At 48.9% G+C, this 18610-nt stretch carries 13 protein-coding genes and 1 pseudogene; 11 read left to right on the forward strand and 3 right to left on the reverse strand.

Translation table 11 applies throughout. The features are described 5' to 3' along the window. Positions 1-266: 266 nt before the first annotated feature. On the reverse strand, positions 267-1031 hold the full coding sequence (locus tag QUA71_RS12560; RefSeq protein ID WP_333285312.1) for a sulfotransferase domain-containing protein: 765 nt from the start codon (positions 1029-1031) through the stop codon (positions 267-269). A 53-nt stretch (positions 1032-1084) separates the two neighbouring features. Between QUA71_RS12560 and QUA71_RS12565 the strand changes: the two genes are divergently transcribed. The 7 genes and pseudogenes from QUA71_RS12565 to QUA71_RS12595 all read left to right on the forward strand — a co-directional run bounded on the left by QUA71_RS12565 (position 1085) and on the right by QUA71_RS12595 (position 11133). Then, positions 1085-1213: a hypothetical protein gene (locus QUA71_RS12565; protein ID WP_333285314.1), complete on the forward strand. Its 129-nt coding sequence runs from the start codon at positions 1085-1087 to the stop codon at positions 1211-1213. Positions 1214-1610: 397 nt separating this feature from the next. After that, the gene (gene hpsA / locus QUA71_RS12570) at positions 1611-6800 is read left to right on the forward strand and encodes a hormogonium polysaccharide biosynthesis protein HpsA (protein ID WP_333285316.1); all 5190 of its coding nucleotides are present in this window, start codon (positions 1611-1613) and stop codon (positions 6798-6800) included. 33 nt (positions 6801-6833) lie between these two features. Further along, positions 6834-7487 carry a hormogonium polysaccharide secretion pseudopilin HpsB gene (gene hpsB / locus QUA71_RS12575; protein WP_333285318.1) on the forward strand — a complete coding sequence of 218 codons (654 nt, stop codon included), beginning with the start codon at positions 6834-6836 and terminating at the stop codon, positions 7485-7487. 61 nt (positions 7488-7548) lie between these two features. Further along, complete coding sequence (gene hpsC, locus QUA71_RS12580) at positions 7549-8637, forward strand: hormogonium polysaccharide secretion pseudopilin HpsC (RefSeq protein ID WP_333285320.1); 1089 nt, start codon at positions 7549-7551, stop codon at positions 8635-8637. A gap of 58 nt (positions 8638-8695) precedes the next feature. Continuing rightward, entirely contained in the window at positions 8696-9340 is a 645-nt protein-coding gene (locus tag QUA71_RS12585; protein WP_333285322.1) for a prepilin-type N-terminal cleavage/methylation domain-containing protein, read from the forward strand. 103 nt (positions 9341-9443) lie between these two features. Next, positions 9444-10082 (forward strand): annotated as a pseudogene (locus QUA71_RS12590) (Uma2 family endonuclease). 487 nt (positions 10083-10569) lie between these two features. After that, positions 10570-11133 (forward strand): transcriptional regulator, encoded by a 564-nt coding sequence (locus tag QUA71_RS12595; protein WP_333285324.1) that lies wholly within the window; start codon positions 10570-10572, stop codon positions 11131-11133. 341 nt (positions 11134-11474) lie between these two features. On the opposite strand, the gene QUA71_RS12600 is transcribed toward QUA71_RS12595, so the two are convergent. Continuing rightward, the gene (locus QUA71_RS12600; RefSeq protein ID WP_333285326.1) at positions 11475-13376 is read right to left on the reverse strand and encodes a penicillin-binding protein 2; all 1902 of its coding nucleotides are present in this window, start codon (positions 13374-13376) and stop codon (positions 11475-11477) included. Between the two features lie 294 nt (positions 13377-13670). Further along, a complete protein-coding gene (locus tag QUA71_RS12605; protein WP_333285328.1) occupies positions 13671-14246 on the reverse strand; it encodes a hypothetical protein in 576 nt (191 codons plus the stop codon). A 337-nt stretch (positions 14247-14583) separates the two neighbouring features. On the opposite strand from QUA71_RS12605, the gene QUA71_RS12610 reads away from it, so the two are divergent. The 4 genes from QUA71_RS12610 to glgB all read left to right on the forward strand — a co-directional run bounded on the left by QUA71_RS12610 (position 14584) and on the right by glgB (position 18334). After that, the gene (locus QUA71_RS12610; RefSeq protein ID WP_333285330.1) at positions 14584-14835 is read left to right on the forward strand and encodes a serine protease; all 252 of its coding nucleotides are present in this window, start codon (positions 14584-14586) and stop codon (positions 14833-14835) included. A 201-nt stretch (positions 14836-15036) separates the two neighbouring features. Then, on the forward strand, positions 15037-15162 hold the full coding sequence (locus QUA71_RS12615) for a hypothetical protein (protein ID WP_333285442.1): 126 nt from the start codon (positions 15037-15039) through the stop codon (positions 15160-15162). A gap of 362 nt (positions 15163-15524) precedes the next feature. Further along, complete coding sequence (locus QUA71_RS12620; protein WP_333285332.1) at positions 15525-15683, forward strand: hypothetical protein; 159 nt, start codon at positions 15525-15527, stop codon at positions 15681-15683. Positions 15684-16039: 356 nt separating this feature from the next. Further along, positions 16040-18334 (forward strand): 1,4-alpha-glucan branching enzyme, encoded by a 2295-nt coding sequence (gene glgB / locus QUA71_RS12625; protein ID WP_333285334.1) that lies wholly within the window; start codon positions 16040-16042, stop codon positions 18332-18334. Positions 18335-18610: the final 276 nt, after the last annotated feature.

Raw genomic sequence — 18610 nt, forward strand, 5'->3', positions numbered from 1 at the left:
TAAGGTGGAGTTCGATCGCTCTTTTCGCCCCTTAATCAGGAATATGTCTTGTTTATAGCTTCGTTTCAATAGTCCCTAACGGCTCTTATTAAGGGGGGCATGAGTATTTAAAGTCCTCATCTATATCTCGTTTCTAGCGCAGTTTAGATCCCCCCTAACCCCCCTTAATAAGGGGGGAACAAGAAGCACTCAAATTTAACCCGTTATCCCCTTATTAAGGGAGATGGGAGGGGGAACGATACTTTGATGCAAGGGAGAGAGATTGATTAATCCCAGCCGAAATCTCGATCGCACAATTCGGCTAGTCTTTGGTTGTGCGATCGAAAATATGCTCTCAATTGGTCGTATACTGTCTCGCTGATGGGGGGATATTGGGTGGCGTTGTACTTTTCGTAGGTTTGTAGTTGGTGGGGCGGTAAGTCTAAAAATTCGAGGACGGTGTTGAGGATTTCCGATGGATTGCTATACAAGTCTTCGCTTTTGAGGATTAAAAGTTGTGATTTGGGAAAAAGTTTCATCCAGGCTGGGAGTTGATCCGCGTAAATGCCGCGGGTTAGATAGCTGTGGTGTTGGTGTTCGTAACTATAATATTTGGGGTTGGCTAGGAGTTTTTCTATTTCGCCTTTGAGTCTTTCGGGTTCGGCGGCGATCGCGTCTTCTAATGAGAGAGTTTCGTAGCCTATTTTGATATAGTAATAATAGTGGGAAATCGCCCGCTCTACGGGGTTTCTCAGCAGGGCGATTATTTTAACTTTGGGACATAAATCATAAATTCGCTGGGGAACTTGGGGGTGACAGATGTAGTAGGGGCTGGCTTCTCCGGTTAGTAGGTTTTCGCCTGTTGGGGGCTGGGGAAATTGGGAACAGTACCACTCCCAGCTTTTATCGAATTTCAAGTCGAAGTAATGAATTTCTTTTTCGGCGGCGGGGGCGATTTGGGGATGTTGGATTAGGTAATTGTACAGAGATGTTGTGCCGCCTTTTTGGGCACCGATGATGATGAAGTCGGGGGGGTTGGGAGTTTGTTTCATGGGTTGTATGTTTTATATTTTGCACTTGTACTGACAGTGCGCCGGAGGGTAAAATGGAAATGCGATCGCACTTGGACGCATTACGTAAATTCGATCGCACTTGGAGCCATTACGGAAATTCGATCGCCCGATTTAGACTCGATCGCACTGACAAGCCTAACCGCTCGATCGCCGGATCTTGATTGTAGATTCCGGTGGTTGAAACAGCTAGCAAGGCGAGCACACAAACAAAGCCGACAAGATAAGGGCTGGGAAATACATAGGATACGATCGCGATCGCTGTTTTGTGGTGATCGAATTCACTCTCGCTCTGACCGCTGACATTTCTATTTAACTAGATTAGAGTGGAGTTAGGGAGTTCTAATCCCTGCGGCGCAAATCCTTCGCTGAAAAATCTATTATCGGCGGCGATTGTGGTTGCCGGTTTGGGGGTTTTATTTTTCAGCCAAAGTACAGATTTAAATTTGTGCAACAGGGTGATATGCAAGTTGCAAAAAATGGGAACAATAAAGATGGGATTGTACTGTCGAGCAGTAACTACCTGCAATACCATCTCTGAAATTATTCAGGAAGGCGTCAATGTTTAAGAGCAAATTATCCAAAGTTATCGTGTCCCTGCTGCGGCGGATTGCTGGTGTTACCAGATCCGGGGCGAAGCGGCTGATGAGAGCAATGCTGCAAGCGCTGATGGCTATGGGCCGCAGGGCGCAACTACCGATGGCGGGGTTTGTGCTGCCGACGGTGACGATGGTGTTGCTGGTAGTCATATTGTTGACTGTGGCGATTACGCTGCGATCGTTCGATCGGGCTAATACGGCGCGTAACGTGCGCGTGAACCAGCAGGTGCTGGCGGCCGCCACTCCCGCGCTCGATCGGGCGAAAGCGAAAATTCAGTTCGTGCTGTACGAAGATCCGCAAAGACCGACATCAACTCCCTCCGATGCAGAATTGTACCGGATGATGTCAGAAAACACTGCAAATAGCGATTTGTATAAGTTTGGTGACGAGGAGCGTTTGATACTTAAGTATCCAGTCAACGGTACAAGCCTGACTAACGCAAACGATCCTAAAAAACCACCTGTTCAAAAGATCGGAACCGGAATCGTAGAAAGCGAAGCGATCAATACAGCTTGGAGATATCCCGTCGATACAAATAACGACGGCAAGTTTGACACTTTTACCCTCTACGGAATATTTTTTCGCAATCCTCCTATTGATGCAACATCTCTAGAAGTCGCAAGGGCGAGAAAGCCGCTGGACGCCAGAACGCCGCCGATGTCTTTGGGAGTTTTAGAACCCGCTTGCGCGGCGGCCGGGGCAGGCGATAACGTCGCTACGTTGGTGGGAGACTCCGGCTGGTACAAGCTAGACGGTAAGCTGAGCAAAAGTTTCTATGTTTACACAGTAAACGTACCCATTAAAGATGCAGAAGTTGCTGCTTTGGGTGCTAAATATCAAGCCTTCACGGGAACTTCCAGCATATCCGCACTAGAATACCAGCAAGACCAAAGTCGCATTCCCCTCAGCAACAATGCGGTAGTTTATGAAGACGACTTAGACATATCCCCTGGCGTTTCTCTGAATTTAAACGGGCGGATTTTGACAAATAGCAATTTATTAGTAACAGGGGTGAATAATCCAAGAGACGTTAAATTATTTGAAGTTAGCAGCAAAGGATCTTGTTTCTACGACCAAGAAAATAGCCGAATTCAGGTGGCAGGTAACGTAGTCAATGGTTGGGCCGGTAACACCAATAGTAACCCTGCAGTAGTACATCTTTTCAAAGCTCAAGCGAGCACCGATCGACCCGACACCCCAGAACAACTAATTAACCCCACAAATCAATCAGCTCCTAGCAATACCAGCCTTGATGTACTTTACAACGGCAACGCATACTCGCGGCGGTTAAATGCGCTAGTAGAGGGGCAAATGTCAAAGCCTGAAACCGATGATCCAGTTTCAGTTTATCTATTGGTGCATCCCCCAGCCGGTAGCACCCAACAGCCCCAAAGCCGCTCTAATGCACTGGAATCTTATTTCAAAGAAAGGCTGCGGAAAGTGCCTTTCAAAGAAGTACCACGGGGAAATGAAACTGTAGACGTACCGGATAATGCGACAAGACCTTACATTACTTACATTCAAGAAAGTGGCGATCGCCTCAGACCCATAGACGCTTGGAGTCTTCCTACAACTGGGAATGCACAGGTAGGGAGTGCCACCGGGCCGACAGGGCTTACCCTCGATCTCACTAAACTGCCGTCCAGAAACCCGGAAAAGATAAAACCTACTGAAAGCGAAGAAAATTTGGGCGAGAGGGTATTAGTAGGCAACAACTTACCAGCCCAGCGATGGGACGCCACCCAATCCAAATTCGTTGGGGCGGCAGACCCACAAGATGTTGGTGGCCCTACCCCCTGGACAGGTGGAGAGGCTGGTCGCACCCGCAAGTCGCAGGTGACAAAGCTCGCTGACGTGGGAGCAACCGCCCGCGGTAATGGTTGGGGAGAAACCCCCGGTTCTGCCACTCCGCCATTTAGAGATGGTTTCTGGGAAGCAGCAGCAGCTCAAACACCGAGAAATCCCCTTGAGGGAACAGGCGGTTTGCGGGTAATTACCAGTGGTGGCGTGTACGATCGCACTAACTCCTTCTTGCCACCCCCCAGATGGAACGATGGAACCAGCAAAACAGGCCCCGCACGTTTCGTTCCTGCCCCTGGAACCGCAAATACTTACAACGACCCAGCAACGACGGCTGTTGAAGAATACCCCGTAGTTTGGCCGGATACTATGCCGATGTCGCCGCTGGGACCTGGTTCTCAGGTATACGACAATACTTTGGGTGCGATAGATCCGAAAGATAATTGGATATCGTTCCCGACTGATATATCTACAGCAACAGCAGCAGCCTCTGCACTAACCGGAATTACTGAAGATGCCAGCGCTCGGAAGTTTGCCAAAGGCGACTTGCGGATGCGAGCAACGGCTGTTTATCATTACAAATTCGACGGCTACAACCCAGACGCGATTACTGGTACTGTCCAACCAAAGCAAAAACTGTATGCCTGTGTTAGCAGTTACTACGACCCCAGCAATGCTTCTACCGCCAGAAATATTACCGAGGGTCTAGGCACTAATCTCGTTACTGATGTCAGCGGGCAGGGTGAGAGAGCACCACATGTAGCAAGACGCGCACCAACACTTGGAAGTCGGCAGCAATTTATTGGCTCTAATAATGGCATCACCTACAACCCCACGCTAAAAAACAGACCAGGCCGATCGAATGTAGGTCCTAACGGCGTGCTGACGGGTGGCGACCCAGTTTTGGATATGCAAGCCAGCTTAGTCTTCCCCGACGGTCGGTTTGCCAACGGACCATTGAGAACAGCCCTACAAGTGCCAGAAGACGCTCGCACATTAGCACAACAAGCTGCGATCGACTCAACATACTGTGCACTCGACATTCTCAGGGGGGCGATTACTCCCAATCCCGGCTTGATTCCCCACGGATCAATTGAAGAGGTAGCATTTTTGAGTGGCAGAGAAATTAAGGCGATCGAACGTGACAACTTTGCTACCCCCAATGTTAACGAAGCCTTTACGCTTAGCGGCCCTGTTCCTCTAACCAACACCACAAGATTAAGAGTCAATTACAATCAGCCCCTAGAAGAACGGCAACCCCTAGAAATTCGTGCGACTCAGCTAAATATCAACGACCTGCGGGGAACAGCCAAACCTGCTGGGGAGTGGTTGCTGCCCAACAGCGGGATTATCTACGCCAGCCGGGACGACGCCCTGCCCGATCGTAGCGATCGAACGGGCACTCCAGCCACTGGGCTTGATGAAGCCACAAGCAAAAGAGTCAGTCCATCAGACTCCACCCTCGACCCCACTCGCAAGCCAAACGGCATTGTCCTGATTAACGGCGACTTTCTATTTCGGGGCGGCAACACTCCCGCAGGTGTAACTACCGTAGCAGATGTAGTGAAGGAAAAAGGTCTGACCTTAGTATCCAACTTGCCAGTCTACATCCAAGGCAGATTTAATGCCCACGGCCGTATCCCCCCCGCACCTGTTGGTGGGCCACCGCCAGCTTTTACCGAAGTTGAAGAATTTACGACGACTGTAAATTCAACTTGGGGCAACTTTTACGATCGCACTAAAGATCAACTCGATTCCAACTTTGCTTGTCGCCAGGGCGACCCCAGGCTCCCCTCATGTGGTGGGGACTACTGGAGACCGGCCAATGTTCTGGCAGATGCTGTCACCCTCCTATCAGCAAAATATCGTTTTGGCTTCCGCAACGAAGGAGATTTTGACCTGCGAAATAATGCGGGTGCTGAGGCCGTACTGCGTCGCAGACAAAGAGGATTTTTCAACAACAACTTTGTCACTAACGGACTTTCCAGCGGGGCGTTTAAAGCTGATGGCACTTTAAAGGCAGCAACAGATCCGATAACGGTGACAGACGCTACCTACAGAAGTACCACCACTCCTCCCCCCGTTGCAATTACAAGTTCTTACTTCAACAACTTTGTGACTCCCGTTCAACGGCGCGCGCTTTTGCCAGAGTATCTGATGGAAGTTTGTAAGAAACTACCCGTTTCTGAGTGTGGGGATGCTGACTGGTTTGTGGATCTAACACCTGGCAATGAGCGGACGGCATTCCAGGCGGTTCCGGCGGGGCCTCCGACGACTTATGTCGCACCTGCTGCTGGCGCTTCTTTTCAAGCTGGTTCAACATTCGATCCCCCGCTTCCGGCATTACAAAGATTCCCGCGTCGCGTCGCTTTTGCAAGAAATAGTAGTAATCAGTTGTTAACGCCCGCAACTCCACAGCCTTTGGCGATCACGGGAGGGGCTACTATTGCGCCTGTTGCGCCAGGAACTAATCCTCCCGCTCCCATTGCAGCCAGAGCTAATTCTCTGTGGTTTGCGGGTGGGGCGGGCACGCCAGTTTACAATAATAGCAGCCCCCTCTATATGGTAAATACCGGCGTCGCTAACGCCAGAGACGGCAGCAATACACCACTACCAGCCTTACTAGCGGGAGCAACACCAGAGCCCCCAGTCCTACCTTTACAGGGAACGCAGCCCTTATTGTTGCCGTTCTCGCAGATCCGAGATGTGGTAGCTACTCCGCCCGCAACTGCGGGTGGAACAACTGCGAGAAACACGGGATGGATAGCGCGAGCTGAAAATACAACTTTCAATCTCGTCATCGCAGCGGGCGACACTCCCTCTCAAAACCTCAACGGCGCAGTCGGCGACTTTAACGGCGGCTTACAAAATTTGCCCAGATTCTTGGAAAGCTGGAATGCTGGCCAAGAGGCTACTAATATCAAGGGTTCTTTTATCCAGCTAAACCGCAGCGCCTTTAGCACAGCACCCTATCTGTCAATCCTAGGAGGAACTCCTTTAGGTTCAACTGCAGCCGATAAGATAGTAAGCGTGTTCGATCGGTTAAATCCAACTACTCCTTCACTGGGAATTCCCGTCATATATAACGTTGATGGCGCAGGAGATATTCCCTACTTCAGCCCGCCCAAGAGGAACTGGGGTTATGACGTGGGCTTGTTACCTCAGCCGCCGGATTTATTCACTCAAAAGTTCACTACTCCTCCCTCAACGAGTCAACCGGCCGAGTTTTTCCGGGAAGTTCCTCGAAACGACCCCTGGGTAAAAACTTTGATGTGTGGAGTCAAGGCAGACGATGGTAGCCCCGCTACTTCTTCCATTACCCCCACAGAATGTGCTAGTTTCCCTTACTAACCTTCCGCCGCGCAATTACTGGAGTCCTAATTTATGAGCAAGCAAAGACAAGAGCAAAATTTACCTCAGTCACGAGACAGCGGCTACACGATTATCGAGTCATTGATAGCGATGATTGTGGTTTCGGTGCTGATGATTGCGATAGCGCCGGTGATGGCTTACTCAGTAGCGACTCGCGTACAAGCGCGGCGGATGGAACTCGCCACGCAGGCGGCGAGAGCTTACATAGACGCTCTGAGGACAGGGGCGATTAAGCGGAACGATCCGACAAACCCAGGGTTTCCTATCCAAGATATGTCTGCTGCTCCTGCTTTTGCTCCTCCTCCTGCTTCTACAAACCCTCAGAATAATTTGTACTGCGTTAACTTCGATGAAACGGCAGGTTGTGCTGGCAGCAAAGAGTTTTTTGTTCAAGGTGCTTGGCGAAATCCAGCTAATCCCACCGATCCGACACAAACAGGCTACGAACTTACTGTGCGGGTTTACCGCGCGGATGGGTTTACCGGAGGTACGATGAAAACTGAACAGCAATCAGTTGCTAATTCCGCTCTTGGCGACCCTAAAGCGCCTTTGGTGGTAATGAAAACAGAAATCCCTGCTTCTACAGTACCGGGTTCTTATGGATCGCTTTGTTCACGCATCCGAGATCCTAAAACTGGCCAGATTAGCACCACTGCGTGTAAATAATTAATCAAAATCCTTGTTAATCAAAAATGTTTCCTACCAATTGGCAAAGGAAGAAGTCAAAATGAAAAATTTACTCAGGTTGCTTCTCAAAAGTCAGCATCAGCGAAACCGCTCTGAGCTAGCTCAAACTGAAAAGGGCATGACTCTGGTCGAGCTATTAGTCGGAGTAATTATGGCGTTTTTAATCATTACGCCGATGCTCGGCTTTGTAGTCGATATGCTGAATACCGACAGGAGGGAACAAGTCAAGTCAAACACCGAGCAAGACCTTCAGGCGGCCGTTGATTTCATCGCCCAAGATTTGAGCCAAGCTATTTATATTTACGATAATAGTGCAAATGGTGTCCCCGGACTCATAGCGGGAAATTTCATCCCCTCTGCTGCTGCAACAAATGGAACTCCTATTCTGGTATTTTGGAAGCGCCAGCAGCTCAATAATTCTCTTCCTATAGTGCCGGGTGATAAACCAAGTAGTTGCGCTCAAAATACACTGAAAGGCGCAGGTGCGTGCAACGATACTTATGTTTTATCATTAGTTGCGTACTACCAAGTTAGGGGTGGCCCTGGCATTTGGTGTCAGCCTTCAGGAGGTACGTGTCCTACCCGTATTGTTCGGTATCAAATTCAGGACGGACTGCGAGATCCTACTAGATCGACAGATCCTGATCCAGCAAACCGCTACTTTGCTGATGGTGATCTAAAAAATCCCGACGGGCAAAAGCGGAGTCTTGCCTTTAACATAGGTACTCCCACTGTGGCAGGTTTTGACATCAATAAGCCAACGGAAAAGGTGACGAACCCAAACGTTGCTTGGGACCGCGCTGATGTATTAGTTAATTACATCGACCATGGCACCCTCCCGATATTTACAGGGAATGAATGTACGACCGCTCTGGGGAATCCCACTACCCAAATTGGAATTACAAGACCCCCAATCCCAGAAGACACTCTAAAAGTAACAGATAGAACAACAAATATAAACAGCTTCTACGCTTGTGTTGATACACAAAGAAATTTAGCCAGAGTTACTATCAGAGGAAATAGTCTGCGCCGCCTTCAAGCTAACGGTGCTGATTATGATGCTAACAGAGCGGCATATTTCCCAACAGCAAGCGTTCAAGTACAAGGTCTAGGTGCGCGAGGAAATTAACTTATGTGTGAAACACATTTCCGCATCGCCCCCCGCTGATAAACAATAGGATAATACCATGAAAACCCCACCAATATTATTAAAACTTTTGCATAACTCTGCTGCCAAGCCCAGCCCTAATTTCCACAAAATTGCATCCAGAAAGGGCGATCAGGGATTCACCCTTCTAGAAGTGCTGGTGATAGCGTTAATCGTAGGTATATTAAGCTCGATCGCCGCTCCCGGTTGGCTGGCATTCATCAACAGACAAAGAGTTCGCACTGTGAACGATCGCGTTTTCCAATCATTACGCCTTGCACAAAGCGAAGCCAAACGAACTAAGAGCGATAGAGTAGTTACATTAAATCCATTGGTTGACCCACCAACAGCTACAATTAAGACAGATCCAGCCCAAAATCCTCCGCTACAAACAGTGAATTTCGACGCTGGAGGGGAAATTAAACCTAAACAAGTTAAACTTTCTGTTGCTAGCTGTCCTCCTAATAGTGCGTGCACTGCTGCTACACAACTTACTTTTAATTATAACGGTGTAGTCGATGCCAACAATTCAAACAATCCAAAATTACCTTTTGTGGTAACAGTGGCTCCTGCTGGTGGCGGTACAAAGCAGTGCGTAATTGTAGAAACTCTTCTAGGAGGAATGCGAACTGCTGAGGGAGAATACAATTCTTCTACAAAAGAGGGTTGTCCAGTAATCCCCTAGATATTTTTTAACATCTAACAGCAATTCCGCCTAAGTGCAGAATTGCTAAAAAATATTAACTTAAATTATTTTATATTTCAACTCCTATTAAAACAGTCAAAATATGCAGCTAGAACTAAAACAAATAATCATCCAGCCAGGAAATCAACTATTACTCAAAGACATAACCTGGCCGATGTTTGAAACCCTACTAACAGAATGGGGAGAAAGTCGCGCATCCAGACTTTCATACAGCAAAGGAACCTTAGAAATCATGGTTCCGCTAATGGAACACGAAGTTACCAAAGTCCTGATTAGCGACTGAGTAAAAATTCTGCTTGAAGAACTAGACATCGAATTTTGGCCTCTGGGTTCCACCACCTTCAAAAATGAAAACATCGCTCAAGGAGTAGAACCAGACGCCTGTTTTTACATCCAAAACGAAGCCGCAGTCAGAGGCAAAAATCGCATCGACTTAGAAACAGATCCACCTCCCGATTTAGCCATAGAAATCGACCTCACCTCCCGCACTCAGTTCAACAACTACGAAGCATTAGGAGTTCCCGAATTGTGGCGCTACAACGGCCGCAACCTGCAAATGGGCGTATTGCAAAATGGAAAATACATACAGTCCGATCGCAGTCTCCAGTTTCCCAACTTCCCCATCACCGAGCTCATCCCCCAGTATTTAGAACAAAGCAAAACAGCCGGCAGAAACGTCGCCATGAAAGCCTTTCGATATTGGGTAAAAGCGCAAATTTAGCGGGGCGATGACAAAATTGCAGTAGCGAAACCGCACAACCGTTTCCTTACCCGCTTTTTGAAATTGGTGAGGAGGAAGACCAACAGTCACAAATAAAAGTTAAATTTTAGATGTAGTTGCGCTCGATTCGCTCTTTTCTAAGATTAAGACCGAATCGAGCGCAACAACATACCTTTGGGCGATTTATGCGATCCGGCGATTTATGCGCTCGGGCGATTTATGCGCTCGGGCGATCGACAAAACTGCAGTAGGGAAACCGCACAACCGTTTCCTGACAACCGTTTCCTTACCCGCTTTGTTAAATTTGCATAAATTTTCCGTAAATACCGATCTATACACTCCCCAAACCCAAAAGTTAAAATATAGCCAATAAAAAATAGCTCCTCCTAGCTGTTTTTTTTGCCAGCTAAATATCAGGGAGTGCATCTACGTGTCAATAAATAAAACGCTCAAAGGCAGAGCCACTACACCTGCCGCAGGTTTTACAATGCTTGAGCTATTGATAATTATTTTAATCATAGGAATATTTAGTGCGATCGTCACCCCCTCCTGGCTGATGTTCATCAACAACCAGCGTTTAAAAGCATCGCTCGATCGAGCTTATTCGGCAATGGAACTTGCACACAGCAACGCCAAACGTGACAAAATTTCATGGCAAGCCAGCTTCAAACAAGTCGGAGAAAATGTACAAATAGCAGTTCACCCAGCCGACATTTCCCCAGCCCAAGTACCAGCCAGTCAATGGAAAAACCTAGAACCGCAAATTCAAATAGATCCAGGTGAAACAACCGTGCTCCAAGTAAATGAAAACAACGAGCAAAAAGAAAACGGCACAATCCGGCGAGTCATGTTCAACCATCGAGGTTGCCCCGTATCTCGAAGCGACCACGACTGCACCCTAACGAGTATAAGAGCCAAAGGAACCCTAACCCTATATCATCCCAACTTAAGAAACAGCCAACGCTGCATCATCATTTCCACCCTCCTAGGCCATAAACGCACCTCCCAAAGACAATCAAAACCCAACGAAAACAAAAGATATTGTTACTGAGTCACTGATGTAGGGTGCGTCAGGGAAAACGATATTACCCGAAATCAGAGCACGGCAGTGCCCAAGGCGTGTCAACCTCAGCCAACCATCTGCCAGTCCGCGAGTCCGCCAGGGAATGAATTCCACGGGGCTTATAGCTAAAGTCCTCTCAAAGAGGACTGAAAAACTCATTAGTCGTCTTCAGACGACTTTAGCTTTGAGGCAGGGGTTTCAACCCCTGCCGGACTATTGGTTGTACGTTAATTTGACAGCAATGGGCATTGCCGTGTCGTCAATAGTCCTGTTGTCGATCGCGTTATCTTCCAGGTCAATTCCTGACGGCACATCTCAGACATAATCAACTACTTCTTACTCGGCGCAATCTTCTCAATAGAAATCAGCGACTCCATCACCGACTCCACAATCGGCGCCGCCACCGTCCCCCCCGAACCGTCCTTCGGCTCATCAATCACCGCCAAAACCACATACCGAGGAGCCTCCACAGGCATAATTCCCACAAAGCTAGTAATAATCGCCTTGTCAGAATAACCCCCACCAGCATTAGCTTTTTGAGCCGTACCCGTTTTTCCAGCAATCCGATACCCAGGAATTTGTGCAGCTTTCCCCGTACCACCATCAACCACAGTTTCCATCATTTCTAACACCTGCTTAGTAGTTTCCGGCGAAAAAACCTGCTTCGGAACCGGCCTCGGAAGCTTCCAATAAGCTTCACCGTCCCTATCAAAAAGTCCCCGCACAACGTGAGGAGTCACCAACTTGCCACCGTTAGCCAAAGCCCCGTTAAGCTGGACCAACTGCATCGGAGTAATCGAAAAACCTTGGCCAAAAGCCGTAGTAGCAACTTCCACCGGAGAGTTAATAAATTGCTCTCGATTTTTAAGCTGACTGGTTACTTCAAAAGGCAAATCTGTTCCCGCAGTTTGTCCCAGTCCGAGTTTTTCTAAAGCTTGATAGTAAAGAGAAGCTTTCATACTTCTCATTACGTGCACCATCCCCACATTACTAGAATGTTTCAAAATCTCAGTAACAGTCGAAGGGCCGCGCGCCCCTGCTTGTTTGTAATCGGAATTTTGGATAGTCCAGCCATCCATGAAAATCCGACCTTCGTCCTTAAATACGCTATTAGGTTTCACCGCACCCGCTTCCAGAGCGATCGCCACATTAATCGCCTTAAAAGTCGAACCAGGCTCATAAACATCAGTTACAGCCCAATTTTTATAGCGCGACAAATCGAAATTAAAATATTGATTCGGGTCATAAGAAGGTTCCGCTACAACTGACAGCAATTCCCCGTTACGGGCATCCATCACAATCACCGTGCCCCGCTTCGCATCGTGTTCCTTCATTTTTTCCTTAAGCGCAGTTCGGGCAGCCCGCTGCAAGCGAGTGTCGATCGTCAATTGCAATTTCAAGTCATCAAGCTGCACAAATCCCGCCGTCAGCCGATCGGGAACCCAACTCCCATTGCTCGACCTGCTAAACTGAATCGACGGCATCGATCGTTCCAACAAATTCTGCTGGCTGTATTCCACCCCGGCTTGTCCCTTCCGTTCCCCGTCCACATAACCGAGGATATCCGCCGCCAACTCCTGCTGCGGGTAAAAACGCTGCTGGTGCCGCAGCAACTCCAAGCCATCCACCAGACTATCTTTAATTTGCATCTGAGCGACGCGATCGGCAACCTCTTGAGGCAGAGACTCCGCAATAGTAATACCGCTTTCACCAAGATTAAACCTGCGTATCAATTCAGTTTCCGACGTAGTGCCCGGACTCAGTTCGAGCGCCAGCATCGGAGCCAATGTAGCAGCAATTTCCGCCTTCGAGTGGTTAAACAACTTCGGGTGAGCGTAGAGCGTGTACACCTCTCTGTCGATCGCCAAAACATTCCCTGCGCGGTCAACTATCGGGCGTCTCGGTACAAACGGCTTCGTTTTGAGAGTTTGCTGCTGCTCGGCCTGTTTACGCAGCGCCGGAGCTCGCGTCACCTGCAAATAAAACAAATTCACAGCCAGCCCCAGCCCCCCCAGCATCAACACCGCCCACACCGCCCACAAACGGAACTTGCTGCGCTTTAAACGCTCCACCGGCCGCCCCCAAGATGCAGCCGTCTGTTGTGGCGATCGGCCGAAACTGCCCGAAGATCTAGGTTTGGCTGGTTTTTCCCACCCTGTGCGAGCGCCTGCCTGTTTTGTGCGTTTGAAATTCGGCGATCTGTAGCGGTCAAAACGGGGGTCGTAGCTCATGGCATTAAAAATTCAATAGCAAGTTAGAGCGTTTTAGAATCTATAATTTATAACTTAAATATTAAAATATAAAATTCACAACTTGGGAATGAGCACTCCCTATCAAGGTTGGGCTCACACCTACAGTTGCATTCTGTTTTTTGAAGTGGTGTTAATTATTTTTAATTTGTAACTTCCCGTTGGAAGCAGAAAATCGATCGCGACTTGCAAAAAAGTCAAAAAGGAAATTAGAGCCTCGAATTTGCAGGCCCTCGGACACTCAGGCCCTCGGGCGCTCTACGCTTTGACACAGGCTTAATAGCCCAGCGGTGTTTCCACACCGCCTCCCTTCTTGAGAGCGGGTTCAGAATTTGGTGCCGCAACGGGCGATCGAGTTTCAGGGGCCGGCTGCAAGAAAATCGAGTTCCCAGGATTCTGCGGAGCCAAACCGGTTTCGGGATTTTGGGCTTCTTTAGCAAGTTGGTGTTTCAAAACTTCACTAGAAGCACTCAATTGCTGTTCCCGGAGGCGCAGAGTTTCCAGTTTTTGATACTCCTGGCTCCAGCGCTGCTCGCCGTAAACAGTCAAGCCGTAGAGACTCAGAGCACCGCCCAAAAGCATAAGTGCTGCCACTGAGGAGGCGCGCTGTGCCTGCAGGAGCGATCGCAACCACACTGGCTGCTGCTGGCGAGCTGGCATGACTTTCAGCACCGATGCGGACTGCCGAACCTGAGCCTGTTCGTCTGCTGGCGAGTAGTTGGGCAATACCGGCCCTGTCTTCGCCCGCCTAGCCCGGGCAATAGAAGTAACTTTGCTTTTGGCTGGGCCAGCAGAGGGCTTGCGGGTCGATCGGGAGCGGGGAGAATCCGGGGATCTGATAGCAGCGGTCATAGAGTTCACCAATACGTAAAGTGGGGTAGCTTCAGCTTGATTGAGGTTAAGAGTTTTTTGTCTCCAGAGCGCCAGTTGTGGCAATCTGGGCTCGATCGGTTATCCTTACCAAAGATACCTCACAAGCCAACCAACCCATCCTACCACTGGTCTCTTTGACTTCAGGATTTGCCAAAAAAAAAGAAATCTTTGCTGGTTAGCGATAATCTATGTGAAATTTATGAATAAATGCAGTATTGTAATCAACGAGCGAATCGTTGAGCTATTCGTGCCAGCATTGTTTCTGAAGTACACTATTCCCTTCCTTGCGATGGGTTTTCAGTCTTAAGGAGTTTTTATGAACAAGGGATTAATTCGTTTGACTTTGGTAGTGGGCTTGGCAGTAGCCCTCGGCGCCTGCGGAGATACCGGCAGCAACAACCCTAGCCCCTCTCCGAGCGGCCCTGGCAGCACTGGTAACACTGGCACTACTACTACTTCTCCTACTTCTTCTCCATCTCCAAAGTCCACTCCTGGGACTGGTGCACCTGGGGCTAGTGGAACTGGGGCTGGTGGAACAGCTTCTCCTTCTCCTAAAAAGTCTCCCTAACTAGGGCGATCCGAGAGTGTTTGCCCAACGAGCCTAGCCTCCAGGTGAAAAATCGTTCGCTCCTCGCATTTTTTCATCTCAGAGGTCTAGGTCTCAAGTTGGGTGTTAGTTGTAGTCTGATGCTTTTACTAAAGTTTCAGTAGATCCCCTTAGTGGCGCAAAGTCCGCTTGGCGCTGGGTTACAAGGGCATTAGCTTTCAAGTGGAAAATTTGACTCCCGGGATGCAGGTTATGAAACTCAAGCCTCTGACGGGAAGCTTGAGGAGAGTGCCAGTGCTTCTGCCTCAACTCGAAGGTCAACCGGAGGCGATCGCAGAATCGAGGTAAATTTTGCACTGTCGATCGAGTCTCGCTTTCTTTCCCCGCCACTGTTCCCAGAGACGAGAGGAAAGCAAGCTGAGCTTTGGATGCTCGTCGAAGACTTCCTCGATGAGAGCATCCGCATGGCTACTCGATTTGTTTACTAAGAGTTTCGCATCGGTGCGGGCAAGCAAATCGACCCGTCTGTTTAGAGCCAGTTTAGTGATTCAATTGGCGCCGCGCCACTTCGGTATTAACCCTGCCTCGGCAAAACTCGCTCCAGTTGCGCCTGAGTGCTGCTTTAAACCTATTGCACCGTCGCTGGTAGGATGGTGCTAGTTTGCTAGGCGATGCCTTGAGCATGGCTGATATTCCTTGCTGCTGTCGCCATGCTGAGTCCTTTAGCTTTAATTCCTCAATACCGAGTTGAGCATCCTTCGCTGTTTCAGCGTATTGCCCAAATTCACCGAATTTGTGGGGAAACCCAGCCTCCGGGAGGTGAAATTCTACTGATCGGGCGATCGTGCCTGCCTGAAAATTCCCGGTAAACTATTAACTGCTGCCCAACACTTACAGTGTTGACCCTCCTGCAGTGGCAAACAGACAATAGTTTAAAAAAATTTCATATCACATTTTAAATAAGAAGTCAAGGACATTTGGGAGATAAGATAAATTTTTCAATTTGTTTTAATATTTCTATACGATGTTAGCAGTAAAACCCCAGCTCGGCGGCCGGCAAGGCAACAGCCTGCTGTGTGTGCAAGGGCGCGCGCTGGAGCTGCAGCAGGCAAGATCGTGCTAATCAGTGGTAGGATCAGCGATCAAAAATGTATCGAAATGTAAAGTGCATTGCCACTCTAGGTTTTGAAAGCCATTTAGTTAAAAGATTGAGGTAAGTAGTTTTATGCCCGCGACCGTCCCCTTTGAACAGATTGACCGCATTGTTGGGAATCAGCACCACGATCCATTTGAAGTGCTAGGCCCTCACGCGATCGAAGAAAATGGCAAAAAAGTCTGGGTCGTCCGAGCTTATCTGCCGAATGCGGATGCGGTATCGGTAGTTGTGCCGGAGGCCAGGGCCGAATACCCGATGAAATCAGAGCATCACCCTCACTTTTTTGAATGTACGATCGAAACCCCAGAACTAGCAAACTATCAACTGCGGGTCAAAGAAGGAGAACACGATCGCTTTATCTACGACCCCTACGCCTTTCGATCGCCCAAACTCACAGAATTTGACATTCACTTATTCTCAGAAGGCAACCACCACCGGATTTACGAAAAACTGGGGGCACACCTCACCGAAGTAGACGGCATCACAGGAGTATATTTTGCCGTTTGGGCCCCGAATGCCCGAAATGTATCAGTTTTAGGAGATTTCAACTATTGGGACGGCCGCAAACATCAAATGCGGAAATCGCAAAACGGCATCTGGGAATTATTTATTCCGGGACTATCCGTGGGAACTTCCTACAAATACGAAGTGAAAAACCAAGACGGACATCCCTACGAAAAGTCCGATCCTTACGGTTTCCAGCAAGAAGTGCGGCCGAAAACAGCATCAATTGTCACCGACTTAAACACCTACAATTGGAACGACAGCGCTTGGATCGAAAAGCGGCGGCACACAGACCAACTGACGCAGCCGGTTTCGGTTTACGAATGCCACATCGGTTCTTGGCTGCACGCCGCTACTGACGAACCCGCCGTGCTACCAAATGGGGAAATACAACCCGCCGTGCAAGTTTCGGAACTGAATCTCGGGGCGCGCTTTCTGACTTACCGGGAATTGGCCGATCGGCTGATACCCTACGTCAAAGATTTGGGATTCACTCACATCGAAATGCTGCCGATCGCCGAACATCCTTTCGACGGTTCTTGGGGCTATCAAGTCACCGGTTATTTCGCCCCAACTTCCCGCTACGGCACACCTGAAGATTTCATGTATTTTGTTGACCAGTGCCACGCCAACGGCATTGGCGTACTGGTGGACTGGGTACCGGGACATTTCCCCAAAGACGGCCACGGTTTGGCTTTCTTTGACGGAACTCACTTGTACGAACACGCCGACCCCCGCAAGGGCGAACACAAAGAGTGGGGAACCCTAGTATTTAACTACGGCCGCAACGAAGTGCGGAATTTCCTAGTATCAAACGCTCTGTTTTGGTTTGACAAGTACCACATCGACGGGATTCGCGTAGATGCGGTAGCCTCGATGCTTTATTTGGATTACTGCCGCGAACCCGGAGAATGGCTGACCAACCAATACGGAGGGCGTGAAAATATCGAGGCAGCGGATTTTCTGCGTCAGGCGAATCACGTCATTTTTAGCTATTTCCCAGGTGCGCTGTCGATCGCCGAAGAATCTACCTCTTGGCCGATGGTATCTTGGCCGACCTATGTAGGCGGCTTAGGCTTCAACCTGAAGTGGAACATGGGTTGGATGCACGATATGCTCGACTATTTCCACATGGACCCGTGGTTCCGCCAGTTCCACCAGAACAACATAACTTTCAGTATGTGGTACAACCACAGCGAGAATTTCATGCTGGCTTTGTCCCACGATGAAGTCGTCCACGGCAAGGCTCACATCATCGGGAAAATGCCAGGGGACGAATGGCAAAAGTTTGCAAACGTGCGCTGTTTGTTTACTTTTATGTTTGCTCATCCCGGAAAGAAAACGATCTTTATGGGCATGGAGTTCGGCCAGTGGCACGAGTGGAACGTGTGGGGGGATTTGCAGTGGCAATTGCTGCAATTCGAGCCGCACCAAAAGTTGAAGCTGTTTTTTAAAGATTTGAACAATTTGTACCGCAGCGAAACGGCACTTTACAGTCAAGATTTTGCTGAGGATGGGTTTGAGTGGATTGATTGCAGCGACAACCGGCACAGTGTCGTGGCATTTGTGCGCCGAGAGAAGGATGGCGACGAGTTTGTGGTGATCGTGTGCAATTTTACGCCCCAGCCGCACTCTCACTATCGCGTAGGAGTGCCGGAACCAGGTTTCTATACGGAGTTGTTTAACAGCGACGCCCGGGAATACGGCGGCAGCAATATGGGGAATTTGGGGGGCAAGTGGACTGAGGAGTGGTGGTTCCACAACAGTGCTTATTCGATCGACTTGTGTTTGCCGCCTCTGGGTGTGTTGATTTTAAAGCTTGATCGGGCAAAAACAACGGCCAAATCTCAAGAGTTTTAAGTTGTGAGTCGTGGGAGTTTTGAGTTAAGAAGAATCAAAACTTGATTAAACCTAAAAATTGGAGGGTATTCAGAAACCCGGTTTCTCCAAGAAATCGGGTTTTTTTTGTTTTGTTGTTGTGGTGAATATCTCGACGGGGCGACAAACCCGTCAAAAGACCTACTGAGGGCGGAGCGTTGCATAATAGCGGGAGGATTTTGATTTTTTTTGTAGGTGTGGCCATACCCCCGAAGGCGTGTATTTTCACAGCAGGCGGGACGCTTAACCCATACTCCC

Origin of the sequence: Microcoleus sp. MON1_C5 (assembly GCF_036701875.1) — a bacterium.
In the GTDB taxonomy this organism is placed as follows: Bacteria; Cyanobacteriota; Cyanobacteriia; order Cyanobacteriales; family Microcoleaceae; genus Microcoleus.